The sequence below is a fragment of the Microbacterium tumbae genome, from assembly GCF_054780175.1.
Genome location: NZ_BAAGWV010000002.1, coordinates 924,738 through 951,048 on the forward strand (window position 1 = coordinate 924,738; position 26,311 = coordinate 951,048).

Sequence of the window (26,311 nt, forward strand, 5' to 3'; positions counted from 1 at the left end):
GGCAAAGGCCCCCGACCGAGGTCAGAGGCCTTTGCGACGACGGCCGATCAGGCCGGCGGCTGCGTCGGATCGCCGGGAGCCGCGGGCGGTGCCGCCGGAGGTGCAGGCGGAGCGGCGGGCGGAGGCGTCACGGGCGGGGCAGCGGGCGGAGGCGTCACCGGCGGAACGGCAGGAGCTGCCGGGGGGTTCGCCGGAGCGGAGCCGGGCTGGCCGTAACCGGGCTGCGCGGGCTGACCATAGCCGGGCTGCGGCGGCGCATATCCCTGGGGGGCCTGGCCGTAACCGGGGGCCGCACCGTACCCGCCGGCCGGGGGCACGGTCGTGGTCTGAGCGGGGATGCCCTCCCAGACGGTGGTGTCCGCGAAGAAGCTGTTCGACGCCCACGGCGCCGGAGCGATCTGCGTGTTCCAGCGCGACTTGTCGAACGCGTTGATGCCGACCCAGACGAGGAAGCCCACACCGGGGATCAGCAGCAGGAGCAGCCAGACCGCGTCCTTCTGGAGCTTCAGGCCGACGCGCCACAGGATCATGACGAGCACCGCGAGCCAGGCGATCCAGGTGATGTAGTTCAGGAAGGGGATGACCAGCAGGCCGATCGAGATGAGCGGCACCCACGGCGAGACGTCGCCCAGCTTGGCGAGCACGAGGATGTTGTAGACCGGGACCCAGGCGCGCCACTTGCCCTGCACCCCCGCCTTGTCGAACAGCTTCGACAGGAAGATCGCGGTGATGACGTATCCTGCGATCGCGAAGATGAAGGACAGGACGCCGACGATCGCCAGCGCGGCCAGTCCGCTCGTGTCGTAGTAATAACTGCTCATGATCCCCTCCGGATCTGGAAACGGGGCGGCTTTGGCACCGCGCCCATAACCCTAGCGCGAGCACTGCCCCGGGCGCACGGGTCTCTCGGAATGTCGTGCAATGTTCAGGACGCCGCGAGCAGCTCCCAGATCCCCGTCTCCGAGGTCTCGTGCAGGGAGAACCCCCGCGACGCCCCCCATGCCCGCAGGTCCTCGCCGGTGCGCGCGTCGACCCTGTCCTCCGCGAATGCTCTGGCGAACAGGCCCTTCGTCTTCTTGTTGAAGTGATTGAGCGCGCGTCCCTCCGCGGTCACGACGCGGACGTACGCGGAGGGCACGGATGCCGGGATCGGCCCGAGCGCGACATAGGCCTCGCTGCGCAGATCCAGAACGAAGCCGGGATCCTCCTCGGCGATCGCGGCCGTGACGGCATCCGCCCAGTGCCTGCGCAGCGGCGGCACGCCGGGCAGCGCCGTCCCCGCGGAGAGCCGGTACGGCGGGATCGGATCGAGCCCCGCGACGGGACCGAACGGCGCGGAGTGGATCCAGACGCGCTCGTGCAGATGGGCCCGCGCATCTGCACTCAGGCTCTCCGCATCCAGCGCGTCGAAGAGAACGCCGGTGTAGCGGTCCGACGCGGGCATCGTCGGAGCCCTGCGCAGCCGGCGGTTGTGCAGGATCTCGCCGTCCTGCCTCTCCGTGAGCTTCAGGACCCGCCGTGCAGCCTCCTCGTCCCTGGCGAGCGCGACGAGCGCGGCGATGACCGCCCGCCGGGGCGCGGCGAGACGAGGAAGCGCGAGGGATCCCGCGGCGAGCGGCGGCCCGTCGCCGCCGGCGCGCTTGGTCTCGGAGGGCGGCAGCAGCAGCTTCATGGGACCTCGGGGGAGAAAGACGTCCGCCTCGGGCGTCCCGTGACGAGCACGGGGCGCCCGAGGCGGACGGATGTCGTGATGGATCAGGCGATGAGCGCGGCGTTGCCCGCCACGATCGTCAGGGTGTCGCCCTCCATGGAGAGGAACCCGTCCTGCGCGTTGGCGAGCACCTTCGAGCCGTCCTCGCGAGTGATGCGGACCTCGCCCTGGGCGAGGATCGCAAGGACAGGCTCGTGGCCGGACATGATGCCGATCTCACCCTCGACGGTCTTGGCGACGACGAGGGTGGCGTCACCCGACCAGACCTCCGCGTCGGCGGAGACGAGGCTGACGTTGAGCGCCATGATCAGGCGTTCTCCTTCTGGATCTGCGCCCAGCGCTCTTCGACGTCGGAGATTCCGCCGACGTTGAAGAAGGCCTGCTCCGCGACGTGGTCGAAGTCGCCGCGGGTGATCGCATCGAAGGACTCGATGGTCTCCTTGAGCGGGACGGTCGAACCCTCGACGCCCGTGAACTTCTTGGCCATATAGGTGTTCTGCGAGAGGAACTGCTGGATGCGACGGGCGCGGGCCACGACGATCTTGTCCTCTTCGGAGAGCTCGTCGACACCGAGGATGGCGATGATCTCCTGCAGCTCCTTGTTCTTCTGGAGGATCTGCTTGACCGTGGTCGCGACGCGGTAGTGGTCCTCGCCCAGGTAGCGGGGGTCCATGATGCGCGACGTGGAGGTCAGCGGGTCGATGGCCGGGTACAGACCCTTCGACGCGATCTCACGGCTCAGCTCCGTAGTGGCGTCGAGGTGGGCGAAGGTGGTCGCCGGAGCCGGGTCGGTGTAGTCGTCGGCCGGCACGTAGATCGCCTGCAGCGAGGTGATCGAGTGACCGCGCGTCGAGGTGATGCGCTCCTGGAGGAGGCCCATCTCGTCGGCGAGGTTCGGCTGGTAGCCCACGGCCGAGGGCATGCGGCCCAGCAGCGTGGAGACCTCGGAACCGGCCTGCGTGAAGCGGAAGATGTTGTCGATGAAGAGCAGCACGTCCTGCTTCTGCACGTCGCGGAAGTACTCCGCCATCGTCAGCGCCGACAGGGCGACGCGCAGACGCGTCCCCGGCGGCTCGTCCATCTGGCCGAAGACGAGGGCGGTCTTGTCGAAGACGCCCGCCTCCTCCATCTCGTGGATCAGGTCGTTGCCCTCACGGGTGCGCTCGCCGACGCCGGCGAACACCGACACACCGCCGTGGTCCTGCGCGACGCGCTGGATCATCTCCTGGATGAGCACCGTCTTGCCGACGCCGGCACCGCCGAACAGACCGATCTTCCCACCCAGCACGTAGGGGGTCAGCAGGTCGATCGACTTGATGCCGGTCTCGAACATGGTGGTCTTCGACTCGAGCTGGTCGAAGTTCGGCGCCTTGCGGTGGATCGGCCAGCGCTCGGTGACCTCGATGGTCTCGCCGGGCTCGAGGTTGAGCACCTCGCCGATCACGTTGAAGACCTTGCCCTTGGTCACGTCGCCGACGGGCACCGAGATGGCCTCGCCGGTGTCGCGGACCTCCTGCCCGCGGACGATGCCGTCCGTGGGCTTCAGGGCGATGGCGCGGACGAGGTCGTCGCCGAGGTGCTGGGCGACCTCGAGGGTGATCTCGGTGGACTCCTCGCCGATGACGATCGTGGTCTTCAGCGCGTTGTAGATGTCGGGGATCGAGTCGTGCGGGAACTCGATGTCGACAACCGGACCGTTGACGCGTGCGACGCGCCCGACGACCGCGGTCGCCGGCGTTTCAGCCGTAGCGGTGGGGGTCATTTCTTCGTCTCTTTCCTGAGGGTCTATTTGCTCGACGCGAGGGCGTCGGCGCCGCCGACGATCTCAGCGATCTGCTGCGTGATCTCCGCCTGACGCGCGTTGTTGCGCAGACGGGTGTAGTCGGTGATGAGCTTGTCCGCATTGTCGCTGGCCGACTTCATCGCCTTCTGCGTCGCGGCCTGCTTCGCGGCGGACGACTGCAGCAGCGCGTTGAAGACACGGCTCTGGATGTAGACGGGCAGGATCGCGTCCAGCACGGTCTCCGCATCCGGCTCGAACTCGTAGAGCGGATAGACGGCGCCCGACGTGTCCGAGGCATCCGATTCCGCGATCTCGAGCGGAAGCAGGCGCACCGTCTCCGGCGACTGCGTCATCATGCTCACGAAGCGGTTGTAGACGAGATGGAGCTCGTCCACTCCCCCGTTGTCACCGCCGCGCGAGAAGGCCTCGAGCAGCGTCGTCGAGATCGCCTCGGCGGTCGCGAACTGCGGGGTGTCGGTGTCGCCGGTCCACTCCGCGGCGGCTTCGATGCCGCGGAACTGGAAGTAGCCGACCGCCTTGCGGCCCACCAGGTAGAACACCGGCTCGCTTCCGCTGGAGCGGATCAGCTCGGCCAGCTCCATCGCCTCGCGCAGGATCTGCGAGTTGAAGGCACCGGCCAGGCCCCGGTCGCTCGAGAAGATCACAACGGCGGAGCGGCGGATCGTCTCGGGCTCGCGGGTGAGCGGGTGATCGACGTTGGAGTACGTCGCGACGGCGGAGACGGCCCTCGTCACGGCCCGCGCGAAGGGGCTGGACGCCCTGACGCGCGCCATCGCCTTCTGGATGCGCGAAGCCGCGATGAGCTCCATCGCCTTCGTGATCTTCTTGGTCGTCTGAGCAGAGGAGATCTTCTGCTTGTAGACCCTGAGTTGTGCGCCCATGAATTCAGTACCTCACGCGATTACGCGCGACGACCCTTGACGATCTTCTCCTGGTTGACGTCCTCGGCCTCGGCCGCGGCGTGCTCCTCGTGACCAGGGGCGCCGATGGCGTGGCCCTTGCCGCCCTGGAACTCCAGGATGAAGGCGTCCGTCTGCCTCTCGAGCTCCGCGACCGTGTCGTCGTCGAGGACGTTGGTCTCGCGCAGGGTGTCGAGCACCTTGGTGTTGCGACGCAGGTAGTCCAGGAGCTCGCGCTCGAAGCGCAGGACGTCCTCGACCTCGATCGTGTCGAGCTTGCCGTTGGTTCCGGCCCAGATCGAGACGACCTGCTCCTCGACGGGGTACGGCGAGTACTGCGGCTGCTTGAGCAGCTCGGTCAGACGCGCGCCTCGGGAGAGCTGACGGCGGGATGCCGCATCGAGGTCGGATGCGAACATCGCGAAGGCCTCGAGCGAGCGGTACTGCGCCAGCTCCAGCTTCAACGTTCCTGAGACCTTCTTGATCGACTTGACCTGCGCGTCACCGCCGACTCGGGAGACCGAGATGCCCACGTCGACCGCCGGACGCTGGTTGGCGTTGAAGAGGTCGGACTGCAGGAAGATCTGGCCGTCCGTGATCGAGATCACGTTGGTCGGGATGTACGCCGAGACGTCGTTCGCCTTGGTCTCGATGATCGGAAGACCGGTCATCGAACCGGCGCCGAGCTCGTCGGACAGCTTCGCGCAGCGCTCCAGCAGGCGGGAGTGCAGGTAGAAGACGTCGCCGGGGTATGCCTCGCGGCCCGGCGGGCGGCGCAGCAGGAGGGAGACGGCGCGGTAGGCCTCGGCCTGCTTCGACAGGTCGTCGAAGATGATGAGGACGTGCTTGCCGCCGTACATCCAGTGCTGGCCGATGGCCGAGCCCGTGTAGGGCGCCAGGTACTTGAAGCCGGCGGGGTCGGATGCCGGAGCCGCCACGATCGTGGTGTACTCCAGGGCGCCGGCCTCCTCGAGCGCGCCCTTCACCGAAGCGATGGTCGAGCCCTTCTGTCCGATGGCGACGTAGATGCACCGGACCTGCTTGTCGACGTCGCCGGACTCCCAGTTCGCCTTCTGGTTGATGATCGTGTCGATCGCGATGGCCGTCTTGCCGGTCTGGCGGTCGCCGATGATCAGCTGGCGCTGGCCTCGGCCGACGGGGATCATCGCGTCGATGGCCTTGATGCCGGTCTGCATCGGCTCGTGGACCGACTTGCGCTGCATGACGCCAGGCGCCTGCAGCTCGAGCTCGCGGACGCCTTCGGTCGCGATCGCGCCGAGGCCGTCGATCGGGTTGCCGAGCGGGTCGACCACGCGGCCGAGGTAGCCGTCGCCGACCGGGACCGAGAGGACCTCGCCCGTGCGAGTGACCTCCTGCCCTGCCTCGATGCCAGTGAAGTCGCCGAGGACGACGACGCCGATCTCGTGCTCGTCCAGGTTCAGCGCGAGGCCCTTGGTGCCGTCCGCGAACGTGACGAGCTCGTTCGCCATGACGCCGGGCAGCCCCTCGACGTGCGCGATGCCGTCGGCGGCGTCGATGACCGTGCCGACCTCGGTCGCAGCGGCTGCGGACGGCTCGTAGGCCGAGGCGAAGTCCTTCAGCGCATCACGGATGACGTCGGGGCTGATCGATAGTTCTGCCATTGTCTTCCCTTTGTATCTGGGTGCGCGGTTCCCCGCGCGAAGTCGTATTAGCCCGCGAGCTTCTGTCGAAGATCGGCGAGCCGCGCGGAGATGCTGCCGTCGATGACGTCGTCGGCGACCTGCACGCGCAGGCCTCCCACGACGCTGGGGTCGATGACCTCGCTGAGCGCGACCTGGCCGTCGTAGCGACGGGACAGGGCGTCGGTCAGGCGGGTGCGCTGGGCGTCGGTGAGGGCCGAGGCCGTCTGGACCGTGGCGACGATCAGCCCGCGCTGCTGTGCGACGATGCGGATCGCGCGGTTCAGCAGCTGGCGGACGCGGCGCTCGCGCGGCTGACGGATCAGCGACGAGGCGATCAGCGTGGCAGGGGCCCCGGCCGCGCCGCCGAGCAGGCGCTCGACGAGGTCGCCCTTCGCGGAGGCGTCGCCGAGACGGCTGCCGAGCGCGAGCTCCAGTTCCGGGTTGTCCGCGACGACCCGGAGGAAGCCGAACAGCTCGCCCGCGACGTCGTCCTTCGGCTTCGCGATGGCCACCGCACGGATGGCGAGCTCCTCGATGCCGTCGACGAGATCGGATGCGTCGGACCAGCGCTGCGCGCTGACGACGGAGAGCACGTCCTGCGCTCCGGCCGACAGCGAGCCGAACACGCTCCGGACGACCTTCTCGCGCGCATCCGCAGGGGCTGCGGAGTCTGCGAGCGCGCCGCTCAGCTGGGACGAGCCGCCCACGAGCCGCGCGGCGGCGAACAGCTCTTCCGCGGTGCCGAGGGTCACGCCCTCGGCCGCGGAGAGAGCCGTCGTCGTCGCCGACAGTGCCTGAGTGGTCGCGCTGCCCATTACTTGGCCGCCTCGGACGCTTCGAGGTCTGCCAGGAAGCGGTCGACCACAGCGGTCGCGCGGGCATCCTCGGAGAGGGTCTCCCCGACCACGCCGCCGGCGAGGTCGAGAGCGAGCGTGCCGACCTCGGAGCGCAGCGACACGAGAGCGGACTGGCGCTCCGCCTCGATCTGCGTGTGCGCAGTCGCGGTCAGGCGAGCGGCTTCCGCGGAAGCGGTCTCCTTGGCCTCGGCGACGATCTTCTTGCCGTCCTCGCGGGCGGCCTCACGGATCTCTCCGGCCTCGGTGCGCGCCTCGGCGAGCTGCCGGGTGTACTCCTCCAGCGCGGCCTCGGCCTGCTTCTGGGCCTCGTCAGCCTTGGCGATGTTGCCCTCGATGGCGGCGGAGCGCGCGTCCAGCAGCGTGTAGAGCTTCGGAAGCGCGACCTTCCACACCACGAACAGGATGACGACGAAGCAGACCGCGGACCAGATGATGTCGTACCACGCGGGGATCAGCGGATTGTGATCCGCTTCCTCCGCGGCGTACGTGACAAGAGCGTTCAGCATCCTGTCTCCTTATCGAAGCGGTCGGATTACTGGAAGATGAAGTAGGTCGCGATGCCGATGAAGGCGAGCGCCTCGGTGAAGGCGATACCGATCCACATCAGGACCTGCAGGCGACCTGCCAGCTCGGGCTGACGGGCGACGCCCTCGATCGTCTTGCCGACGACGATGCCCACGCCGATGGCCGGGCCGATGGCTGCGAGGCCGTAGCCAACGGTGGCGATGTTGCCGTCGAGTGCAGCGAGAACCGTAGTTGCGTCCACGGGTTTTTCCTTTCGGTTGGGTGGGAGGGCTGGCGCCCGCCCGCTCAGTGCTCTTCCGCGACCGCGAGCTGGATGTAGACCGCGGTGAGGATGGTGAAGACGTAGGCCTGGAGGAATGCCACCAGGACCTCGAACAGGGTGAAGGCGAAGCCGAACGCGAGGGTTCCGGCGCCGAGCGCGGTCCACCAGCCGCTCAGCGTCACCGCGAAGAACTGGGTCGCCGAGAAGAACAGGACGAGCATGAGGTGCCCGACGATCATGTTCATCAGGAGACGCAGGGTGAGGGTGACCGGCCGGATGATGAAGGTGGAGAGGAACTCCAGCGGCGTCACGATGATGTAGAGGAAGGGCGGGACGCCTGCGGGGAAGAGCGAGTTCTTGAAGAAGTTCTTCGGGCTCTTCCTGATGCCGGCGTAGATGAAGGTCACGTAGCTGACGATCGCGAGCAGCAGCGGGACGGCGATGATGCTCGTGCCCGCGATGTTCAGGAACGGGATGATGCCCGTCAGGTTCATGAACAGGATCATGAAGAACATGGTCGCCAGGATCGGCATGAACCGACGGCCGTCCTTGCGGCCGAGGAGGTCTTCGGCGATGTTCACGCGGACGAAGTCGAGGCCCATCTCGACGATGCTCTGGAAGCGCCCGGGGACGACGCGCATGTTGCGGGTGCCGAGCCAGAGCAGCAGCACGACCACGGCGGTCGCGAGGAACTGGATCAGGTGGATCCGGTGGATGACCAGGTCGCCGATCTGGATCACCGCGTCCGGGAAGAACTCGGCGATCGAAGGGCCGTGGAACTCGCCGTCGGCGGCCAGGCGGGGAATCAGGGTCGCAGCAAGATTAGACAGCGCGGGCTCCAGCTTCGGGGCACCGGTTCAGGACCGGGGCGACGATGGTCGGTGATGCGTGACGGCACAAGCGCTCGAGAACGAGCGGGGCACATGTCAACACTATCAGAATCAGGGATTCTGCAAGTCCGGGCCGGTCTCGTCCTCGGGGTTGGCCGTCGGCAGCTGCGCGTCGCTGACGATCGGCAGCCGCATCCGCAGCAGGACGACGGCATCGATCACGAGCGAGGTCACGACCCCCGCGACCAGCGACAGGAAGAACACCATCTCCACCAGCCACGGCTGATCCTTCAGCAGGAGCAGGAGCACGAAGAAGACGACGAACTTGAGAAGCCATCCCCCCAGCACGATGGCGAAGAAGAACGGCACGTACAGCGCATCGCCGTACCAGCGGTTGGCGACCAGGATGCTGAGCCCGGTGATCGCGAGGAAGGCGACGGCGATCGCCACGCCGAGCAGGCCGCTGGCCAGGCCCTCCCCCTGCGCGACGGCGAAGCCGATCCCCCCGGCGAGGATCGCGAGCGCCACCGCGCTCACCCCCGACCAGACCAGGGTCTTCGCGAAGATCGGGTTGCTGGACACGGGATTCGGGCTCATCGGGACTCCACGGTCTCGGGTTCGGGCGCGCCGCTCGCCCGGCGGGCGCGGCGGCTGGGCATCAGCGTGAGGACGAGGCAGGCGGCGCTTCCGAGGATGCCGAACAGCACGCCGCCCCAGTACTCGCCGTACCAGTCCTCTCGCGTGCCGATGTACATCAGGAGCACGGCGAGGGAGATCACGGCCGTCCAGGAGTAGAAGATCAGCACGGCGTCGCGGTCGCGGTGGCCCAGCTCCAGCATCCGATGGTGCAGATGCTTCCGGTCGGGCGAGAACGGAGACCTGCCCGCACCCATCCGCCGGATCACGGCCATGCCGAAGTCGAGCAGCGGCAGCACCACCACGACCAGCGGGAGCAGCACCGGGATGAACGCTCCCAGCAGCTGGGAGCGGCCGAACTGCTCCGGATCATAGGCGGATGCCGGTGTCTGAGTGGTGAGCGCGACAGTGGCGGTCGCCATGAGCAGGCCCATCACCAGGGCGCCCGAGTCGCCCATGAACAGCTTCGCGGGGCTCCAGTTCAGCGGCAGGAAGCCGAGGCAGGCGCCGATGAGCACCGCGGCGAGGAAGGTGGAGACGTTGAAGTACGAACTCGCCCCGGTGTCTCTGGTGAGCATGTACGAGTACGCGAAGAACACGCCGTTCGCGATGAGGCACACCCCGGCGACGAGCCCGTCGAGGCCATCGATGAAGTTGACCGCGTTCATCACGATCACGATGGCGAACATCGTCGCCGCGATGCTCACCCAGCTGGAGAACAGCACCATCTCGCCGAACGGCAGTGCGAGGATCTGCAGGCCGCCCCACACGGTGATGATGCCGGCGGCGAGGAACTGCGCGCCGAGCTTGATCATCCAGTCCAGGTCGATGAGGTCGTCGATCACGCCGATGACGGCGATGAGGAGCATCGCGGCCAGGATCGCCCACATCTGCTGCGGTGGGACCCAGAGCGCGCCGAAGAACGGGTTCGCCGCGGAGACGCCGATGGCCGCGGCGATGCCGAAGAACATCGCCACGCCGCCGAGGCGGGGCGTCGGCGTGGTGTGCACGTCGCGCTCCCTGATGCCGGGGTAGAGCTTGAACCGCAGGCTGATCTGCCACACCGCCCACGACAGCGCGAAGGTGATCGTCGCCGTCAGGATGACGATGAACAGATACTGCTTCACGCGCTCGGGTCCGCTGTTCCGCCGGGAGCCGGCTCGTCCGGGACCACGTCGCCCGGCTGCTCCGCGGGCTCGAGCAGATCGCCCAGCACGTCCTCGAGCTGCTCGCGGGTGACCGCGCCGTCGCGGAGGATCCGCACGACCGGGGACTGGGCGCTCCGCGAGACGAGGGAGGTCGCGTCGACGATCGTGGAGGCGATCCCGTCGCGGCTGATGCCGTTCTCGAGGTACACCGCGACGCTGTCGCCGAGCATGTCCCGTGCGTCGGATGCGGTGAGGGCGGCGTCCTTGCCGGTGAGGTTCGCGCTGGAGACCGCCAGCGGACCGGTCTCCTCGAGCAGCTCGAGCGCGACGCGGTCGTCCGGCATGCGGACGGCGACGGTGCCCTGGGTCTCGCCGAGGTCCCAGGTCAGCGAGCGCTGCGCGGGGAGCACGATCGTGAGCCCTCCCGGCCAGAAGGCGTCGACGAGGCGGCTCACCGCCTCCGGCACCTCCTCGGCGAGCGCGCTCAGAGTGGCAGGACCCGACACCAGAACGGGCGGCGGCTGATCGCGTCCGCGCCCCTTGGCGTCCAGAAGACGCTGCACGCCCGACGGGGAGAAGGCGTCGGCGGCGACGCCGTACACGGTGTCGGTCGGGAGGACGATGAGCTCGCCGCGGCCGATCGCCTGACGGGCGCGGCGCATGCCGGCGAGCAGCTGCTCTCGGTCGCGGCAGTCGAAGACGGGGGACATGACGGATCGATTCTACGCGGACGAGGCGCGTTCGCCGCTCAGGGACGAAGTGCCGTGGTCGCCCGGTCCCTGCCGACGAGATCGGGATGCGTCGCCGCCGCACGCCATCCGTCCGCGGTGAGCAGGGCGCGGATGTCCGCTCCCTGCAGCTCGCCGTGCTCGATCACGAGCAGTCCTCCCGGCCGCAGCAGGGCCAGCGCCCGCGTGCTGAGCGCCCGGACGACATCGAGGCCGTCCGGGCCGCCGTAGAGAGCGAGCGCCGGGTCGAAGAGCCGCACCTCCGGGTCTCGCGGGATCGCGTCGTCGGGGACGTAAGGCGGGTTCGAGATGACCACGGCGGCCGTTCCGTCGAGCTCGGCGAACGCCTCGGCGAGATCGGCGTTCACGAGCGTCAGGTTGGCGACCTGCGCGGTGTTGCGCGCCGCCCAGGCGTATGCATCGGGAGACAGCTCGGCCGCGAAGATGCGCGCGTGCGGCGCCTCTGTGGCCATCGCCAGCGCTATCGCCCCGGATCCCGTGCCGAGGTCGATGCCGATCGGGGAGGGGTCGGCGGCGTTCAGGAGCGCATCGATCGCGAACTGCACGACCTGCTCGGTCTCCGGCCGCGGGACGAAGACGCCGGGACCGACCGCGAGCTCGAGGTGGCGGAAGGGCGCGGTGCCGGTCAGGTGCTGCAGCGGCTCGCGCGCGGACCTGCGCTCGAGAAGAGCGCTCAGGGTCTCGGCATCCGCATCGGACAGCTCGTCGCCGCGGACCGCGGCGGCCTGCACCTCGCCCCTGCTCTCGCCCCGCACATGCCCGATGAGGAGCTCTGCGTCGACGAGCGGGTCGGGGACGCCCGCATCGGCGAGCAGGGCGGCGGCGGAGCGCAGCGCTGCTGCGACGGAGGAGGACATCCCTCCAGCGTAGAGCGACGCGTGCACGGGTCATATTCGCCCGGGACCCTGACGGTCCCAGTAGGCTGGACCGGCACCGAGTCAGCCCACGAAAGGCCTGCGCATGCCCGGCATCCACTCCGATATCACCACCGCTTTCGGGAACACGCCGCTCGTGCGGCTGAACCGCGTGACCGAGGGTCTCGGCGCCACGGTGCTGGCGAAGCTCGAGTTCTACAACCCGGCGTCCAGCGTCAAGGACCGCATCGGCATCGCGATGATCAACGCCGCGGAGGCGTCCGGCGAGCTGAAGCCCGGCGGGACGATCGTCGAGTCCACCAGCGGGAACACCGGCATCGCCCTCGCGATGGTGGGAGCGGCCCGCGGCTACAAGGTGATCCTCACGATGCCGGCGTCCATGTCGAAGGAGCGTCGTGTCCTGCTGAAGGCGTTCGGCGCCGAGATCGTGCTCACCGACCCCACCAAGGGTATGAGCGGAGCGATCGAGGAGACCAAGCGCATCGTCGCGGAGACGCCCGGCGCGATCTGGATCCGTCAGTTCGAGAACGCTGCGAACCCGCAGATCCACCGCGAGACCACCGCTCAGGAGATCCTCCGCGACACGGACGGCGCCGTGGACATCCTCGTCGCCGGCGTCGGCACCGGCGGCACGGTCACCGGCACGGGCCAGGCGCTCAAGGCCGCGAAGCCGTCCGTCCAGGTCATCGCCGTCGAGCCGAAGGACTCCCCCGTTCTCACGGAGGGCCATCCCGGCCCGCACAAGATCCAGGGCATCGGGCCGAACTTCGTCCCGGCCGTCCTCGACCGCGAGGTGCTCGACGAGGTCCTGACGGCGGAGTTCGAGGACTCCCTCGCCGTCGCCCGCGACCTCGCGGCCAAAGAGGGTCTCCTCGTCGGCATGTCATCGGGCGCCGCGGTGTCGGCGGCGCTGAAGGTCGCCGCCCGCCCGGAGAACGCCGGCAAGACGATCGTCGTCATCATCCCGGACACGGGCGAGCGCTACATCTCCACCGCTCTCTTCGAGGACCTGCGCGAGAGCTGAGCCGTCGATGAGCCTGATCGGTCGAATGCGCGAGGACCTCGTCGCCGCACGTCTGCGCGACCCCGCTGCGCGCAGCGGGGTCGAGGTCGCGCTGCTCTACCCCGGCCTGCACGCCATCTGGGCGCACCGCGTGTGGCACGGGCTGTGGCGGCGGAACCTGCGCTTCCTCGCGAGGGCGGGCTCGCAGCTGACCCGCTGGCTCACCGGGATCGAGATCCACCCCGGAGCGCGGATCGGCCGCCGGTTCTTCATCGACCACGGCATGGGGGTCGTCGTCGGCGAGACGGCCGAGATCGGCGACGATGTGATGCTGTACCACGGTGTGACCCTCGGCGGCCGCACCCGCGATTCCGGCAAGCGCCACCCCACGCTCGGGGACGGCGTCGCCGTGGGCGCCGGGGCGAAGATCCTCGGCCCGATCACGATCGGCGCCGGTTCCGTCGTCGGGGCCAACGCCGTCGTCACGCGGGACGCGCCGGCGGACAGCATCCTCGTCGGCGTGCCGGCGAAGCCGCGGGTGCGCACGACGCACGACGACACGCGGGCCCTGCTGACCGCGCCGGAGTACTCGATCTGAGGACTCCGGCGCCGATCAGCGGCTGCTCTTCTCCGGCGCCGTCTTCTTCTTGAGGAAGATCGACGGGAGCAGGATGCTGCCGAGCGCCGTGATGAGCCAGACGATCACCGCGCCGAGGAGCCAGCCCGTCACATCGACGATGCGGAGGCCTCCGATCGGCAGCAGCACGACCACGACGAGCGCGATCAGCGTGGAGAAGATGCCGATGCCGCCCATGAGCACGGGAGCGTAGCGGTCGGCGAGCCGGGCGGCCCACGGGCTCAGGATGCTCTGCAGGATCGCGAAGACCAGGATGCAGATCACGAATCCCCACCACTTGTCCCACTGGATGAGGAAGCCCTCGAGGAGCAGGTCGGCCACGACCAGCCCGAGGCCCGCCGAGACGACGTACAGGAGGGAGCGGAGCAGGAAGGCGATCACGCGCCGAGCATAGCGCCGACCGGCGAGTCCCGTCTACGGAGCCGGTTCGGGTCAGGATTCCGTGCCGATCGCGGCCAGCCGCGCCTCTTCATCGGCGGCGATGGCGCTCTCGACGATCGGACCGAGCGAGCCGTCCATCACCTGATCGAGGTTGTAGGCCTTGAAGCCGGTGCGGTGGTCGGCGATGCGGTTCTCCGGGAAGTTGTACGTCCGGATGCGCTCGGAGCGGTCCATGCCGCGGATCTGCGATCTGCGGGCATCGGACGCCGCGGCGTCCAGCTCCTCCTGCTGCTTCGCCAGCAGACGGGCGCGCAGCACGCGCATGCCCGCCTCCCTGTTCTGCAGCTGGGACTTCTCGTTCTGCATGGACACCACGATCCCCGTGGGGACGTGCGTGATGCGCACCGCGGAATCCGTCGTGTTCACGGACTGCCCGCCGGGTCCGGAGGAACGGAAGACGTCGATCTTCAGATCGTTGGGGTCGATCTGGATCTCCTCCGGCTCGTCCACCTCGGGGAACACCAGCACGCCGGTGGTGGAGGTGTGGATGCGGCCCTGCGACTCGGTCGCAGGGACCCGCTGCACCCGGTGGACGCCGCCCTCGTACTTCAGGTGCGCCCACACGCCCTGTGCGGGATCGCTCGATGAGCCCTTGATCGCGACCTGAACGTCCTTGTAGCCGCCGAGGTCCGATTCGTTGCGCTCGAGGAGCTCGGTCTTCCAGCCCTTGGAAGCGGCGTACTGCACATACATGCGCAGCAGGTCGGCTGCGAAGAGGGCGCTCTCCGCACCTCCCTCCCCCGCCTTGATCTCCATGATCACGTCGCGGGCGTCATCGGGGTCGCGCGGGATGAGCAGGCGACGCAGCTTCTCCTGCGCCTGCGCCAGCCCGGCCTCGAGCTCTGGGACCTCCGCCGCGAAGGCCTCGTCCTCGCGGGCGAGCTCGCGCGCGGCGTCCAGGTCCTCCGCCGCCGCGAGCCACGACTCGTGAGCGGAGACGATCTTCGACAGCTCGGCGTACCGCCTGTTCACGCGCTTCGCGCGCGCGGCGTCGGCGTGCACCGCCGGGTCGGAGAGCTCCTCCTGCACCCGGCGGTGTTCGTCGATGAGCGCCTGAACGGACTCGAACACGGCTCAGCGGATGTTGTTCTCGTGCCCGTGGCTGGAGCCGGTCGCCGGCGCCGGGATCGACTTCTGCATCTGCACGAGGAACTCCACGTTCGAGTGGGTCTCCTTGAGCTTGCCGAGCACGACCTCGAGGGCCTGCTGGGTGTCCAGGCCCGCCAGGGCGCGGCGCAGCTTCCAGGTGATCTTGACCTCGTCGGGCGAGAGCAGCATCTCCTCGCGGCGCGTGCTCGACGCGTTGACGTCGACCGCCGGGAAGATCCGCTTGTCCGCCAGCTGACGCGACAGGCGCAGCTCGCTGTTGCCCGTGCCCTTGAACTCCTCGAAGATGACCTCGTCCATCTTGGATCCGGTCTCGACGAGCGCGGTGGCGAGGATCGTGAGCGACCCGCCGTTCTCGATGTTGCGCGCGGCCCCGAAGAAGCGCTTCGGCGGGTACAGGGCCGCGGCGTCCACGCCACCGGTCAGCACGCGGCCGGAGGCGGGCGTCGCGATGTTGTAGGCGCGCCCCAGACGCGTGATCGAGTCGAGGAGCACGACGACGTCGCGACCGAGCTCGACGAGGCGCTTGGCGCGCTCGATCGCAAGCTCCGCGACCGTGGTGTGGTCCTCGGCCGGACGGTCGAAGGTCGAGGCGATGACCTCGCCCTTGACCGTGCGCTCCATGTCCGTGACCTCTTCGGGGCGCTCGTCGACCAGGACGACCATGAGGTGCACCTCGGGGTTGTTCTGCGCGATCGCGTTCGCGATCTGCTGCAGGACGATGGTCTTGCCCGCCTTCGGAGGCGCGACGATGAGGCCGCGCTGGCCCTTGCCGATCGGGGCGACGAGATCGATGATGCGCTGGGTGAGCTTCTCCGGCGCCGTCTCCAGGCGCAGGCGCTCCTGCGGGTACAGCGGGGTGAGCTTGCCGAACTCGACGCGGGTGGCCGCGTCCTCGACGGACAGGCCGTTGATCGAGTCGACCTTCACCAGGGCGTTGTACTTCTGACGGCCCTGCTGCTCGCCCTCGCGGGGCTGCTTGATGGAGCCGACGACCGCGTCGCCCTTGCGGAGGTTGTACTTCTTGACCTGCCCGAGCGACACGTAGACGTCGCTGGCGCCGGCGAGGTAGCCCGTGGTGCGGACGAACGCGTAGTTGTCGAGCACGTCGAGGATGCCGGCGATCGGGATGAGGACGTCATCCTCGAAGACCTCGGTCTCGAACTCGTCGGCCGTCGTGTTGCCGCCGCCGCGGCGCTTGTTGCGCTGACGGTTCCGGCCGTTCGCGGACTGCTCGTCGTCGGCGGGCTGCTGAGCCTGCGGCTCCTGGGCGTTGCCGTTCTGACCCCGGCCACGGCTGCGGCTGCGGCTGCGATTCCGACTGCGACCGGATCCCTCCTCGCCTTCGGCGTTCGAGGACTCGGCGCTCTCGGCGCCGTCGTTCCTGGAGACGGCGTCGTTCTTCGGCGCGTCGTTCTTGGGCGCGTCGTTGCCCGCTGCAGCCTCGCCCTTCCTGCCGCTGTCGTCCGCGGCGGCGGTGTTGTTGCCGCCATCGCTCTGCGCGGCGGCGTCTGCGGCCTTGGCGTCGTTCTGCTCCGCTGCGGCATCGCCCTTGTCGGCGGCCGTCTTGCGCGGTGCGCGCTTGCGCCCCTTGGGCGCGGCGTCGGCCGGCGCGTCAGCAGCCGGCTCAGCGACGGGCGCGGCAGCCGGCTCCGCGGCGGGAGCCTCGGCCGCCGGAGCCTCAGCGGGCGCGTCGGCCTTCTTGGCACGGCTGCGGCGCGGCGCCTTGGGGGCGGCCTCCGCAGGCGCGTCGGCTGCAGGCGCAGCCTCCGACGGCGCATCCGCCGTGGCGGCATCTGCGGCCTTCGCCGCGGCGGTCGCTGTGGTCGCGCGGCGCGGGGCGCGCTTGCGCGGTGCGGCGACCGGCGCCTCGGCGGCGGCCGCAGCGGTGATGGACTGGTCGTTCTGGGTCTCGGAGAGATTCTCCACGAGTGCTCCCTTGATGTGTCGTGGGATGTGAGCGTCAGACGTGCGCGACGGGTGCCGAGCACGGTCGTACGTGCGAACGCTTGGCGCTCGCGTGCCAGGGCGTGGGATGCTCTGGATGTGACGTACGGAGATCGCAGATTGCGATCGGGGCCAGATTCACGAGGATTTCGCGGACCCCTCCGCTCGATCCCTTACTGTAGCACCCCGCACGTCGACGGCGAGCATGCGAGCCTCCCACGGGGTGTCGGTCACGGATGCCGCGAGGGCGGCCGCGTCCGCCCGGCCGCCGGGCCCGTCGCAGAGCACGAGGACGCTCGGCCCCGCACCGGAGACGACGGCGGCGAAGCCCGCGTGCCGCAGCGCCTGGACGAGCGTGTACGTCTCAGGCATCGCCTGGGCGCGGTAGTCCTGGTGCAGGCGATCAGCGGTGGCGTCGAGCAGGAGCTCGGGGCTCTGCGTGAGCGCGGCGATCAGCAGAGCCGAGCGCGACACGTTGAACACGGCGTCCTCGCGCGGCACCTGCGCCGGCTGCAGGGTGCGCGCCAGCGCCGTCGACACCGTGTGCTCCGGCACGAGGACCAGGGGCGCCACGCCTCGATGGACCAGGAGCTTCTTGTGCCGCGGGCCGTCCTCACCCGTCCACGCGATCGTGAGCCCGCCGAAGAGCGCGGGGGCGACGTTGTCCGGATGCCCCTCGAGCTCCGTGGCGAGGCGCAGCAGTGCGGCGTCGTCCAGATCGACGGCGCCGTCGAGCAGCCCCTTCGCCGCCAGGATGCCCGCCACGACCGCGGCGCCGGACGAGCCGAGGCCTCGGCCGTGGGGCACGCCGTTGCGGGCGGCGATGCGGAGACCGGGCACCTCGCGCCCTGCATCCTCGAAGACGTGCGCGATCGACCGGTAGACGAGGTTCGACTCGTCCCTCGCGATCTCGTCCGCCCCCGTGCCGGTGACCTCGATCTCGAGGCGATCGCCGTCGAGCTCGGTGACGACGAGGTCGTCGTAGACGCTCAGAGCGAGGCCGAGGGTGTCGAATCCCGGACCGAGGTTCGCGCTGGTCGCCGGAACGCGGACGGAGAGGGAGCGCACGCTCACTCCCCTTCCACCCGCAGCACCGAGACGACCGAGCGGACCGCATCGGCCGCGGACAGGCGGGAGACCGTCTCGGCCAGGGCGCGCTCGGCGGCCGTGTGCGTGCCGATGATGAGTCGGGCGGTTCCGTCCGCGGCATCCTCCACCGTCTGCACCACGGTCGCGACCGAGACGCCGTCCTCGCTCAGGACGCCGGCGACGGCGGCGAGGACGCCGGTCTGATCGGCGACCTCGAGAGTGATCTGATAGCGGGTCGACACGTGGTCGATGGGGACGATCGGCAGGTTCGCACGGGTGGACTCGCCCACGCCGACGCCGCCTGCGATGTGACGGCGCGCCGCGGAGACGACGTCGCCGAGCACCGCCGACGCGGTCTGCACCCCGCCCGCCCCCGCTCCGTAGAACATCAGGGAGCCCGCGGCCTCGGCCTCGACGAACACGGCGTTGTTCGCTCCGTGGACCGAGGCGAGCGGGTGGCTGCGGGAGACGAGGGCCGGGTACACGCGCACCGATATCGACTCTGCTCCGTCGATGACGAGCCGCTCGCAGACGGCGAGCAGCTTGATGACGTAGCCGGCCTCGCGCGCCCGGCGGATCATGGATGCCGTGACGGAGGTGATGCCCTCGCGGTGGACGGCCTCCAGCGGGACCGTCGTGTGGAAGGCGAGGCTGGCGAGGATCGCGGCCTTCTGCGCGGCGTCGTAGCCCTCGACGTCGGCGGTGGGGTCGGCCTCCGCGTAGCCGAGGCGCTGGGCGTCGGCGAGGACCTCGCCGAAGTCGGCGCCCTCGGTGTCCATCCGGTCGAGGATGTAGTTCGTGGTCCCGTTGACGATGCCCATGATGCGCACGACGCGGTCGCCGGCGAGCGAGTCGCGCAGCGGGCGGATGATCGGGATCGCGCCAGCGGCGGCGGCCTCGTAGTACACGGATGCGCCGACCTGGTCCGCCGCCTCGAACAGCTCAGGGCCGTGGGTGGCCAGGAGCGCCTTGTTGGCGGTGACGACGTCCGCGCCGGAGTTCAGCGCCTGCAGCACCTGCGTGCGGGCGGGCTCGATGCCACCCATCAGCTCGATGACGATGTCCGACCCGGTGATCAGCGCCTCGGCATCCGTGGTGAGCAGCTCGCGGGGAAGCTCGACGTCCCGTGGGGCATCGGGGTCGCGCACCGCGATGCCGGACAGCTCGAGACGGGCTCCGGCGCGGTCCGCCAGCTCGTCGCCGTGGCGCAGCAGCAGCGACGCCACCTGCGAACCGACCGCGCCGGCGCCGAGCAGCGCCACCCGAAGCCGTCGATACTGTCCTGCTTCGCTCTTCGGGAGCTGGGTCATCGTTCTCCTTCTGCCGCGGGCTGCCCCGCGGGGCGCCCCTGGTCGATCCCGGCATCCCGTGCCAGGAGGTCGTCGATCGTCTCCGCGCGCACGATCACCCGGGATGCGCCGCCGGATACGGCGACGATCGCGGGGCGCGGGACATGGTTGTAGTTGCTGGACAGCGAGGCGCAGTACGCGCCGGTCGCGGGGACGGCGAGCAGGTCTCCCGGCGTCAGGTCTCCCGGGAGGTACTCGTGGTCGACGACGATGTCGCCGGACTCGCAGTGCTTGCCGACGACCCGCACCAGGACGGGCTCTCCGGCGCCGGCGCGGGAGGCGAGGCGGGCGGAGAACTGCGCGCCGTACAGCGCGGGACGGGCGTTGTCGCTCATCCCGCCGTCGACGCTGACGTACCTGCGGCGGGCCCCGCCTCCCAGCGCGACGTCCTTCGTCGTGCCGATCTCGTAGAGGGTGACCCCTGCCGTGCCGACAATCGCCCTGCCCGGCTCGAACGCGAGTCTCGGAAGCGGGATGCCGCGGTCCGCGCAGCCCTGCGCGACGGCCGCCACGATCTCGGCGGCCAGCACGGCGATGGGGGTGGGATCGTCGACTCTCGTGTAGGCGATGCCGAAGCCGCCGCCGAGGTTCAGCAGCGGCAGCTCTCCGCCCTCGCGGAGCCGCTCGTGCAACTCCAGCACGCGGGAGGCGGACTCCCGGAATCCGGCGACGCCGAAGATCTGCGAGCCGATGTGGCAGTGCAGCCCGATCAGCCGGAGTCCGGCGATCTCGCGGATGCGGGCCGCCGCGATCTCGGCGTCGGGGAACGCGAACCCGAACTTCTGATCCTCGTGCGCGGTGGCGAGGAAGTCGTGCGTCTCGGCGTGCACACCGCTGTTCACGCGGATGAGCACGTCCTGGACGACGCCGGCCGCGGCCGTGATGACGGCCAGACGCTCGATCTCGACGGCGCTGTCCACGATGATCGTGCCGACGCCGACCGCGACCGCGCGCTCGAGCTCGGCGATGGACTTGTTGTTGCCGTGGAAGCCGATCCGGGCCGGATCCGTTCCCGCCGCGAGCGCGATCTCCAGCTCTCCCCTGGTGCAGACGTCGAGGTTCAGCCCCTCTTCGCCGACCCACCGGGCGACCGCGGTGGACAGGAACGCCTTGCCCGCGTAGTACACGCGGGCCGTGGTGCCGTGGGCCAGGGCGGCCGTGTCGAAGGAGGTCCGGAACGCACGGGCGCGGGCGCGGACCTCGTCCTCGTCCAGCACGAGGAGCGGCGTGCCGTGCACGCGGGCGAGCTCGGTCGCACCGAGGCCGGCGATCCGGAGCTCGCCGTCCTCGTCGCGAAGAGCGGATGCCGGCCACACCCCCTCCGCCAGATCGTTCGCGTCCTCGGGCACGGCGAGCCATTCCGGAGCGGGGGCATCGGCATGGTGGAGCACAGGCGGACCAATCGTGGAAGCGGGTCCTCGGGCGAAGAGACGCACGGCGAGGCTGCCCCGATTCTATGGCAACCGGTGGACCCGGTCCGTCACGGTGTCGGCCCCCTCGCCGCCGCTACGGGATCGGGGCGGACGCACGCAACCCCCTGCCCGGTTCCCTCCGCCGTCGCCTAACGTGGCGGCATGGAGTTCGTGAAGAAGGCCGTCGCCTGGGCGCTGGAGCGCAGAGCGGTGCGCTCGGCGCTGCTGTACGGCGAGAGCCGCGGACCGATGCTCGCGGACAGCATCACCTACCGCGCCCTGTTCAGCGTGTTCGCCGCCGTGCTGCTCGGATTCTCGTTCGCGACGCTGTGGCTGGCGGGCAATCCCGATGCGTGGCGAGCCCTGGTGAACGCGATCGACGCCGCGGTGCCCGGACTGCTCGGAGAGGACGGGGTGATCAAGGATCTCGATCAGATCCCCGAGCTCCCGGGCCTGTCGATCGCCGGGATCGTCTCGACCGTCGGTCTCATCGGCGCAGCGCTCGGCGCGGTGGGATCGCTGCGAACGGCGGTGCGGACGATCGCGGGCACCGCCCTGGACGACCTGATGTTCGTCTGGGTGCTGCTGCGCAATCTTCTCCTCGCCGCGGGCGTCGCCGTCGGCTTCGCGGCCGCCGCCGCGCTGACCTTCCTCGGTCGGATCGGTCTGGAGCTCGTCACGGGTCTCCTCGGCGTCGACGGGGACGCGCCGCTCGTCTCCTGGGCGGTGCGCCTGGTCTCGCTCGTGGTCGTGTTCGCTCTCGACGCGGCGCTGATCGCCGGGATCTTCGTCCTGCTGTCCGGGCGGAAGGCGCCCCCGCGCGCGCTGTGGTCGGGAGCGCTGCTGGGCGCCGTCGGACTGATCGTCCTGCAGGAGCTGTCGAGCCTCTTCCTCGGCGGCGCGACGTCGAATCCGCTGCTCGCCTCCTTCGCCTCGCTCCTGGCCCTGCTGATCTGGCTGGACCTCTCCTCGCAGGTCGTCCTGTTCGCGTGCGCGCACATCGTCGTGGGCATAGAGGAGTCCGAGGACAGGGTGCACGCGCGCTTCGGCGCGCGCACCGTCGCCCAGCACGCCGTCCGGAGGGCGGAGCGCGAGGTCGGGATCGCCGCAGCCGCGCTGAAGGCCGCGCAGGAGGCCGAGGCCGCCGAACGCCGTCAGGACGAGCCGGCTACGGGCACGTCCCGTTCTCCTGGAGAGCGGGGTCGTCGATGATCCCGCCGTCGACGTCCAGGTCGATCACCGCCTCCGACCCCGAGATCGCGAGGCCGGCGAGGTGGAGTCCCGCGGGCAGCTGATCCGCGATGCAGATGCGCTGCGTGTCGGCGAGCCGTTCGCCGAGAGCGCCGAGGCGGTCGGCGACCTGGGCGGCGTCCAGCTCCACCCCGCCGAGGAGCAGCCGCACCGGGGTGAGCGTCAGGTCGCCCTCCGCAGCCCCGGGCGTCGCGGTGAACTCGATGGGAAGACCGAACCCGAGGACGCTCACGCTGCCGGCGACGGTGACGTCTGGCGCGTCGAAGGAGATGGTCTCGACCGGGATGTCGGTGTCGGCGAGCAGTTCCTCGAACTGGCTCTGATCGATCCGGATCGTCCCGCTCGCCGCTGTCAGGTCGCCGCCTCGCAACGGGATGCCGTTCGCCGTCACGTCCGCCGCCCCAGTGATGCCGCCGATCGTCACGGAGTCGGTGGACAGGTGCAGAGCATCCAGAGAGCCCGCCAGCAGCTGCGGGATCAGGATGCCGTCGGCCTCGACGTCCAGCTGCTGGTCGGCGGGCAGATCGAGCTGCTCGACGACGATCCCGCGGACGACCCCCGGCAGGATGCTGCGCACGATGAACTCCGCCGCGACGGCGAGCAGGGCGAGCAGGATCACGACGACGAGCAGCGCCCACGGCCACCGATGACGTCTCGGCGCCCGCACGGCATCCTGCTCGCCGGGTACGACGGGGGTCGGATGCTCGATCGAGGCGTCCGGATACGGCAGCGTGGGGTCGTCGTGGCTCATGGCACCATCCTCTCCCCGGGACGCGCGACTACATGCGCTCCGGAGCGGACACGCCGAGGAGGTCGAGCCCGTTGCGCAGCACCTGGCCCGCGGCGTCGTTGAGCCACAGGCGCGTGCGGTGCACGGTCTCGATCGGATCGTCGCCCTGCGGGATCACGCGGCAGTTGTCGTACCAGCGATGGTAGAGGCCGGCGAGCTCCTCGAGGTACCGCGCGACGCGGTGAGGCTCGCGGACCTCGGCCGCGTAGGCGACGATGCGAGGGAACTCCTGGAGCGCGCCCAGCAGGGCCGCCTCGGTCTCGTGGGTGAGCGTCTCCGGGGCGAAGTCGCGGCGATCGACTCCGGAGTCCGCCGCGTTGCGGGCGACGTTGTGGGTGCGCGCGTGGGCGTACTGCACGTAGAACACCGGGTTGTCGTTGGTGCGCTTCTGCAGCAGTTCGGGGTCGAGGTCGAGCGGAGAGTCGGCGGGCGAGCGCTCCAGCGCATACCGCAGCGCATCGGTGCCGATCCAGGCCTGCAGGTCGTCCATCTCGATGATGTTGCCTGCGCGCTTGCTGAGGCGCGCACCCCGGATGGAGACGAGCTGGCCGATGAGCACCTGGATGTTCTTCTCCGGATCGTCTCCGGCCGCGCCGGCCACGGCCTTGAGGCGATGCACGTAGCCGTGGTGGTCGGCGCCGAGCAGGTAGATCTTGTCCGCGAAGCCGCGGTCTCCCTTGTTGAGGTAGTACGCCGCGTCTGCGGCGAAGTAGGTGTACTCGCCGTTCGAACGGCGGATGACGCGGTCCTTGTCGTCGCCGAAGTCGGTCGTGCGCACCCAGACCGCGCCCTCCTCGTCGAAGACGTGCCCCTGCTCGCGCAGGCGATCGACCGCCTGGTCGATGAGACTCGTCCCGTCCTCGCCCTTCGCATGCAGCGTGCGCTCGGAGAACCACACGTCGAAGGGCACGTTGAACCTCTCCAGCGATGCCTTGATCTCGGCGAGCTGGTATTCGTAGGCGAGGTCGCGCGCGACGACGAGCCGTTCGTCGTCCGGGAGGCCGAGCAGGTCGGGACGCGCCTCGAGCACGCGACCGGCGAGCGTCGTGATGTATTCGCCGGGGTAGCCGCCCTCGGGGGTCGGCTCGCCCTTCGCGGCGGCGACGATCGACAGGGCGAAGCGGTCCATCTGCGCGCCCGCGTCGTTGATGTAGTACTCGCGGACGGCGTTCGCGCCGCTGGCGAGCAGCAGGCGCACGATCGAGTCGCCGAGCGCGGCCCAGCGCGTGTGACCGATGTGCAGCGGGCCGGTCGGGTTCGCCGAGACGAACTCGATGTTCACGCTCACGCCCTGCTGGGAGTCGTTCGTGCCGTATGCCTCGCCTGCTTCGACGATCGTCCTGGCGAGGGCGCCTGCCGCCGCGGCGTCGAGGCGGATGTTGATGAAGCCGGGGCCCGCGACCTCCACGCTGGCGACGCCGTCGACGCCGGCGAGACCGTCGGCGATCTGCTGGGCGAGTTCGCGCGGGTTCGCGCCGAGCGGCTTCGCCAGGCGCATCGCGATGTTGGACGCCCAGTCGCCGTGGTCGCGGCTGCGGGGGCGCTCGAACACGATGTCGGATGCGGTGAGCGCGAGCGGCTCGCCAGGACGTCGCTCGGCGGCAATCGGTGCGAGGACGGCAAGGAGTGCTGAGGCGAGCGTTTCAGGGTTCATAGGCGTCCCAGTTTACGGCCCGGGTCGCGTGTGAATTTGCGATGAACGGTTCGTGATCTACTCTCATGCCATGAAGGCCGCTTCCACCCGTCGCCCGCTGAGCTCGGCGTGGGTGGCCGCCGCGCTGCTGCTCGCCCTCGCGGCCGGCGTCCTGGGGGTCTGGCGTCCGTGGGCGCCCCTGCCGGCCGCGGCTCCGATCGGCGCTCCGGTCGGAGCCGATCAGGCCGCCGCGATCGCGCCGGCGCCGCTGGCGCTTCCCGAGCATCCGACCGTCCTGGTCTTCGGCGACTCGTGGACCTACGGCTCCGCAGCGACGGTGCGTACGCAGGGCTACGCGTACGTGCTGGCCGACCTCCTGGACGGCACGACGATCGTGAACGGCGTGCGGGGGAGCGGTTATCTCAAACCCGGTATCGACGGCCCCGCGTTCGGCGAGCGGATCGCGGCCCTGGATCCCTCCCTCGACCCCGATCTCGTGATCATCCAGGGCTCGATCAATGACAGGGAGCAGGGCGAGGAGGGTTACCGCGATGCGGTGGATGCGGCATGGGACGCCCTGGCCGCGACATACCCGGAGGCGACGATCGTGGTGCTCGGACCGGCGCCGCATGCGCTACCCGTCAGCGCGGGGACGGCACGGATCGATCGCGACCTGTCCGAGCTGGCCGCCGCACGGGGCTGGTGGTACATCTCCCCCCTCGCGCGAGACTGGATCACCGAGGCGAACTACCTGGACGTCATCGATGTCGAGATCGGGCGCAGGCATCCCTCGACCGAGGGGCATCGCTATCTGGCTGAGCAGCTCGCGGCGGCGCTGGACGAGCTCGCCGCCGCGCCCGTGACCGAGGCGGGCGAGGAGTCGGAGGACGGCGCCGAGGAGTGAGCGGTTCGGACGGCTGTCCGTCGTCATCGACGTCGGACGAAGGCTTCTCCGAGGACGGCGATGCTCTCGGCTATCGTGATCCCATGAACGACGCCGATCCGATCACCGTCGAGATCCTCCGGGAGGTCGACGACGCCGCCGCCGAAGATCTCGCCGGCCTACTGGGCCAGCTCTCGGCGACGGCGTCGTTCGACCGTGATCGCCTCGCCGCGATCGTCGCCCACCAGGCGACGGATCTCCTCGTCGTCCGGATGGGAGGACGGATCGTCGGCACGGCGACGCTGGTCTCGGTGCCGCTCCTGTCCGGTGTGCGCGGACATGTCGAAGACGTCGTCGTCGATTCCGCCGCCCGTGGCAGCGGGATCGCCCGCGCCCTGCTCCAGCGGGCGACCGAGTTGGCGACAGAACGAGGACTCCGCACGCTGGATCTCACCTCGAAGCCGACTCGGAAGTCAGCTCTGCAGCTGTACACGTCTGTCGGATTCGTCCCGCGGGAGACTAACGCCTTGCGGTTCGTTCCCACGGCGCCTCACTGAGCGGACGAGCACGCGTCCTCTCGCAGACGACCGCGACGGGGTGGTGAGGACCTCGTCCCCCGGGTTTGAAGCCGTCGCTCACGCATCAGACGCTACGTGCCGGGAACGATGCAGGCATCCCCCTGGGGTTATAGGCAAGAACGTGTGGATGGGTTCTTGATCTAGCCGCGGGATCTCGCGGTGAAATGGGGATGGTTATGGTCTGCGAGGCTTACTCGTGGACCTTCCCCCGAACTCGACGACGTGTCTGGT

General features: G+C 69.7%; 27 protein-coding genes. 5 read left to right on the top strand and 22 right to left on the bottom strand.

The genetic code is table 11. The features are described from left to right. Positions 1 to 47: 47 nt before the first annotated feature. The 14 genes from ACYVGQ_RS11785 to prmC all read right to left on the bottom strand — a co-directional run bounded on the left by ACYVGQ_RS11785 (position 48) and on the right by prmC (position 11,942). Positions 48 to 821, bottom strand: a complete 774-nt coding sequence (locus tag ACYVGQ_RS11785; RefSeq protein WP_460784798.1) for a large exoprotein — start codon at positions 819 to 821, stop codon at positions 48 to 50. Between the two features lie 104 nt (positions 822 to 925). Then, on the bottom strand, positions 926 to 1,672 hold the full coding sequence (locus ACYVGQ_RS11790) for a YaaA family protein (protein WP_460784799.1): 747 nt from the start codon (positions 1,670 to 1,672) through the stop codon (positions 926 to 928). Between the two features lie 83 nt (positions 1,673 to 1,755). Then, positions 1,756 to 2,016 (bottom strand): F0F1 ATP synthase subunit epsilon, encoded by a 261-nt coding sequence (locus tag ACYVGQ_RS11795; protein WP_452330284.1) that lies wholly within the window; start codon positions 2,014 to 2,016, stop codon positions 1,756 to 1,758. 2 nt (positions 2,017 to 2,018) lie between these two features. Further along, positions 2,019 to 3,473, bottom strand: a complete 1,455-nt coding sequence (gene atpD / locus ACYVGQ_RS11800; RefSeq protein ID WP_460784800.1) for a F0F1 ATP synthase subunit beta — start codon at positions 3,471 to 3,473, stop codon at positions 2,019 to 2,021. Positions 3,474 to 3,496: 23 nt separating this feature from the next. Next, positions 3,497 to 4,396 (bottom strand): F0F1 ATP synthase subunit gamma, encoded by a 900-nt coding sequence (locus ACYVGQ_RS11805; RefSeq protein ID WP_460784801.1) that lies wholly within the window; start codon positions 4,394 to 4,396, stop codon positions 3,497 to 3,499. 20 nt (positions 4,397 to 4,416) lie between these two features. Continuing rightward, complete coding sequence (atpA, locus tag ACYVGQ_RS11810) at positions 4,417 to 6,057, bottom strand: F0F1 ATP synthase subunit alpha (protein WP_460784802.1); 1,641 nt, start codon at positions 6,055 to 6,057, stop codon at positions 4,417 to 4,419. Positions 6,058 to 6,104: 47 nt separating this feature from the next. After that, the gene (locus tag ACYVGQ_RS11815; protein WP_460784803.1) at positions 6,105 to 6,893 is read right to left on the bottom strand and encodes a F0F1 ATP synthase subunit delta; all 789 of its coding nucleotides are present in this window, start codon (positions 6,891 to 6,893) and stop codon (positions 6,105 to 6,107) included. Next, positions 6,893 to 7,441 (bottom strand): F0F1 ATP synthase subunit B, encoded by a 549-nt coding sequence (locus ACYVGQ_RS11820; RefSeq protein ID WP_460784804.1) that lies wholly within the window; start codon positions 7,439 to 7,441, stop codon positions 6,893 to 6,895. Before ACYVGQ_RS11820 ends, ACYVGQ_RS11815 begins: the two co-directional genes overlap by 1 nt. 26 nt (positions 7,442 to 7,467) lie before the next feature. After that, a complete protein-coding gene (gene atpE, locus ACYVGQ_RS11825; protein WP_460784805.1) occupies positions 7,468 to 7,701 on the bottom strand; it encodes an ATP synthase F0 subunit C in 234 nt (77 codons plus the stop codon). A gap of 44 nt (positions 7,702 to 7,745) precedes the next feature. Further along, positions 7,746 to 8,462 (bottom strand): F0F1 ATP synthase subunit A, encoded by a 717-nt coding sequence (gene atpB / locus ACYVGQ_RS11830; RefSeq protein ID WP_460784806.1) that lies wholly within the window; start codon positions 8,460 to 8,462, stop codon positions 7,746 to 7,748. Between the two features lie 201 nt (positions 8,463 to 8,663). Next, positions 8,664 to 9,149 carry a hypothetical protein gene (locus ACYVGQ_RS11835; RefSeq protein ID WP_460784807.1) on the bottom strand — a complete coding sequence of 162 codons (486 nt, stop codon included), beginning with the start codon at positions 9,147 to 9,149 and terminating at the stop codon, positions 8,664 to 8,666. Next, on the bottom strand, positions 9,146 to 10,315 hold the full coding sequence (locus tag ACYVGQ_RS11840) for an MraY family glycosyltransferase (RefSeq protein ID WP_460784808.1): 1,170 nt from the start codon (positions 10,313 to 10,315) through the stop codon (positions 9,146 to 9,148). Before ACYVGQ_RS11840 ends, ACYVGQ_RS11835 begins: the two co-directional genes overlap by 4 nt. Next, positions 10,312 to 11,046: an L-threonylcarbamoyladenylate synthase gene (locus ACYVGQ_RS11845; protein WP_460784809.1), complete on the bottom strand. Its 735-nt coding sequence runs from the start codon at positions 11,044 to 11,046 to the stop codon at positions 10,312 to 10,314. Before ACYVGQ_RS11845 ends, ACYVGQ_RS11840 begins: the two co-directional genes overlap by 4 nt. A 38-nt stretch (positions 11,047 to 11,084) precedes the next feature. After that, positions 11,085 to 11,942, bottom strand: coding sequence for a peptide chain release factor N(5)-glutamine methyltransferase (gene prmC, locus ACYVGQ_RS11850; RefSeq protein WP_460784810.1), 858 nt, complete (start codon positions 11,940 to 11,942; stop codon positions 11,085 to 11,087). Positions 11,943 to 12,045: 103 nt separating this feature from the next. On the opposite strand from prmC, the gene cysK reads away from it, so the two are divergent. Together cysK and epsC are read left to right on the top strand one after the other, a co-directional pair. Further along, on the top strand, positions 12,046 to 12,984 hold the full coding sequence (cysK, locus tag ACYVGQ_RS11855; protein ID WP_460784811.1) for a cysteine synthase A: 939 nt from the start codon (positions 12,046 to 12,048) through the stop codon (positions 12,982 to 12,984). Between the two features lie 7 nt (positions 12,985 to 12,991). Continuing rightward, a complete protein-coding gene (gene epsC, locus ACYVGQ_RS11860; protein WP_460784812.1) occupies positions 12,992 to 13,561 on the top strand; it encodes a serine O-acetyltransferase EpsC in 570 nt (189 codons plus the stop codon). Positions 13,562 to 13,576: 15 nt separating this feature from the next. On the opposite strand, the gene ACYVGQ_RS11865 is transcribed toward epsC, so the two are convergent. The 6 genes from ACYVGQ_RS11865 to lysA form a co-directional block, all read right to left on the bottom strand. Next, positions 13,577 to 13,981: a hypothetical protein gene (locus ACYVGQ_RS11865; RefSeq protein WP_460784813.1), complete on the bottom strand. Its 405-nt coding sequence runs from the start codon at positions 13,979 to 13,981 to the stop codon at positions 13,577 to 13,579. Positions 13,982 to 14,032: 51 nt separating this feature from the next. Next, the gene (gene prfA, locus ACYVGQ_RS11870) at positions 14,033 to 15,112 is read right to left on the bottom strand and encodes a peptide chain release factor 1 (protein ID WP_460784814.1); all 1,080 of its coding nucleotides are present in this window, start codon (positions 15,110 to 15,112) and stop codon (positions 14,033 to 14,035) included. Positions 15,113 to 15,115: 3 nt separating this feature from the next. Beyond that, entirely contained in the window at positions 15,116 to 17,077 is a 1,962-nt protein-coding gene (gene rho, locus ACYVGQ_RS11875; protein WP_460784815.1) for a transcription termination factor Rho, read from the bottom strand. 156 nt (positions 17,078 to 17,233) lie between these two features. Further along, positions 17,234 to 18,163, bottom strand: a complete 930-nt coding sequence (thrB, locus tag ACYVGQ_RS11880) for a homoserine kinase (protein ID WP_460784816.1) — start codon at positions 18,161 to 18,163, stop codon at positions 17,234 to 17,236. A gap of 2 nt (positions 18,164 to 18,165) precedes the next feature. Beyond that, positions 18,166 to 19,494 (bottom strand): homoserine dehydrogenase, encoded by a 1,329-nt coding sequence (locus ACYVGQ_RS11885; protein WP_460784817.1) that lies wholly within the window; start codon positions 19,492 to 19,494, stop codon positions 18,166 to 18,168. Then, positions 19,491 to 20,924, bottom strand: a complete 1,434-nt coding sequence (gene lysA / locus ACYVGQ_RS11890; protein ID WP_460784818.1) for a diaminopimelate decarboxylase — start codon at positions 20,922 to 20,924, stop codon at positions 19,491 to 19,493. The genes ACYVGQ_RS11885 and lysA overlap by 4 nt, the downstream gene beginning before the upstream one ends. A gap of 183 nt (positions 20,925 to 21,107) precedes the next feature. Between lysA and ACYVGQ_RS11895 the strand changes: the two genes are divergently transcribed. Then, positions 21,108 to 22,157, top strand: a complete 1,050-nt coding sequence (locus tag ACYVGQ_RS11895) for a YihY/virulence factor BrkB family protein (RefSeq protein WP_460784819.1) — start codon at positions 21,108 to 21,110, stop codon at positions 22,155 to 22,157. On the opposite strand, the gene ACYVGQ_RS11900 is transcribed toward ACYVGQ_RS11895, so the two are convergent. Beyond that, the gene (locus ACYVGQ_RS11900; RefSeq protein WP_460784820.1) at positions 22,114 to 22,947 is read right to left on the bottom strand and encodes an LmeA family phospholipid-binding protein; all 834 of its coding nucleotides are present in this window, start codon (positions 22,945 to 22,947) and stop codon (positions 22,114 to 22,116) included. The two genes, ACYVGQ_RS11895 and ACYVGQ_RS11900, sit on opposite strands and share 44 nt — an antisense overlap. Positions 22,948 to 22,975: 28 nt before the next feature. Then, positions 22,976 to 24,640, bottom strand: a complete 1,665-nt coding sequence (gene argS / locus ACYVGQ_RS11905) for an arginine--tRNA ligase (RefSeq protein ID WP_460784821.1) — start codon at positions 24,638 to 24,640, stop codon at positions 22,976 to 22,978. A gap of 70 nt (positions 24,641 to 24,710) precedes the next feature. Here argS and ACYVGQ_RS11910 point away from each other — a divergent pair, with 70 nt between their 5' ends. Then, positions 24,711 to 25,523 (top strand): SGNH/GDSL hydrolase family protein, encoded by an 813-nt coding sequence (locus tag ACYVGQ_RS11910; RefSeq protein ID WP_460784822.1) that lies wholly within the window; start codon positions 24,711 to 24,713, stop codon positions 25,521 to 25,523. An 83-nt stretch (positions 25,524 to 25,606) separates the two neighbouring features. Beyond that, on the top strand, positions 25,607 to 26,059 hold the full coding sequence (locus ACYVGQ_RS11915; protein WP_460784823.1) for a GNAT family N-acetyltransferase: 453 nt from the start codon (positions 25,607 to 25,609) through the stop codon (positions 26,057 to 26,059). Positions 26,060 to 26,311: the final 252 nt, after the last annotated feature.

Bases quoted from the DNA above. Each gene is read 5' to 3' on its own strand.
- argS (WP_460784821.1), bottom strand. From the start codon at position 24,640: ATGAACCCTGAAACGCTCGCCTCAGCACTCCTTGCCGTCCTCGCACCG.
- ACYVGQ_RS11845 (WP_460784809.1), bottom strand. From the start codon at position 11,046: ATGTCCCCCGTCTTCGACTGCCGCGACCGAGAGCAGCTGCTCGCCGGC.
- atpD (WP_460784800.1), bottom strand. From the start codon at position 3,473: ATGACCCCCACCGCTACGGCTGAAACGCCGGCGACCGCGGTCGTCGGG.
- atpA (WP_460784802.1), bottom strand. From the start codon at position 6,057: ATGGCAGAACTATCGATCAGCCCCGACGTCATCCGTGATGCGCTGAAG.
- ACYVGQ_RS11835 (WP_460784807.1), bottom strand. From the start codon at position 9,149: ATGAGCCCGAATCCCGTGTCCAGCAACCCGATCTTCGCGAAGACCCTG.
- ACYVGQ_RS11795 (WP_452330284.1), bottom strand. From the start codon at position 2,016: ATGGCGCTCAACGTCAGCCTCGTCTCCGCCGACGCGGAGGTCTGGTCG.
- ACYVGQ_RS11900 (WP_460784820.1), bottom strand. From the start codon at position 22,947: ATGAGCCACGACGACCCCACGCTGCCGTATCCGGACGCCTCGATCGAG.
- ACYVGQ_RS11895 (WP_460784819.1), top strand. From the start codon at position 21,108: ATGGAGTTCGTGAAGAAGGCCGTCGCCTGGGCGCTGGAGCGCAGAGCG.
- ACYVGQ_RS11815 (WP_460784803.1), bottom strand. From the start codon at position 6,893: ATGGGCAGCGCGACCACTCAGGCACTGTCGGCGACGACGACGGCTCTC.
- ACYVGQ_RS11805 (WP_460784801.1), bottom strand. From the start codon at position 4,396: ATGGGCGCACAACTCAGGGTCTACAAGCAGAAGATCTCCTCTGCTCAG.
- cysK (WP_460784811.1), top strand. From the start codon at position 12,046: ATGCCCGGCATCCACTCCGATATCACCACCGCTTTCGGGAACACGCCG.
- prmC (WP_460784810.1), bottom strand. From the start codon at position 11,942: ATGTCCTCCTCCGTCGCAGCAGCGCTGCGCTCCGCCGCCGCCCTGCTC.
- epsC (WP_460784812.1), top strand. From the start codon at position 12,992: ATGAGCCTGATCGGTCGAATGCGCGAGGACCTCGTCGCCGCACGTCTG.
- ACYVGQ_RS11820 (WP_460784804.1), bottom strand. From the start codon at position 7,441: ATGCTGAACGCTCTTGTCACGTACGCCGCGGAGGAAGCGGATCACAAT.
- ACYVGQ_RS11910 (WP_460784822.1), top strand. From the start codon at position 24,711: ATGAAGGCCGCTTCCACCCGTCGCCCGCTGAGCTCGGCGTGGGTGGCC.
- ACYVGQ_RS11885 (WP_460784817.1), bottom strand. From the start codon at position 19,494: ATGACCCAGCTCCCGAAGAGCGAAGCAGGACAGTATCGACGGCTTCGG.
- ACYVGQ_RS11915 (WP_460784823.1), top strand. From the start codon at position 25,607: ATGAACGACGCCGATCCGATCACCGTCGAGATCCTCCGGGAGGTCGAC.
- ACYVGQ_RS11790 (WP_460784799.1), bottom strand. From the start codon at position 1,672: ATGAAGCTGCTGCTGCCGCCCTCCGAGACCAAGCGCGCCGGCGGCGAC.
- ACYVGQ_RS11785 (WP_460784798.1), bottom strand. From the start codon at position 821: ATGAGCAGTTATTACTACGACACGAGCGGACTGGCCGCGCTGGCGATC.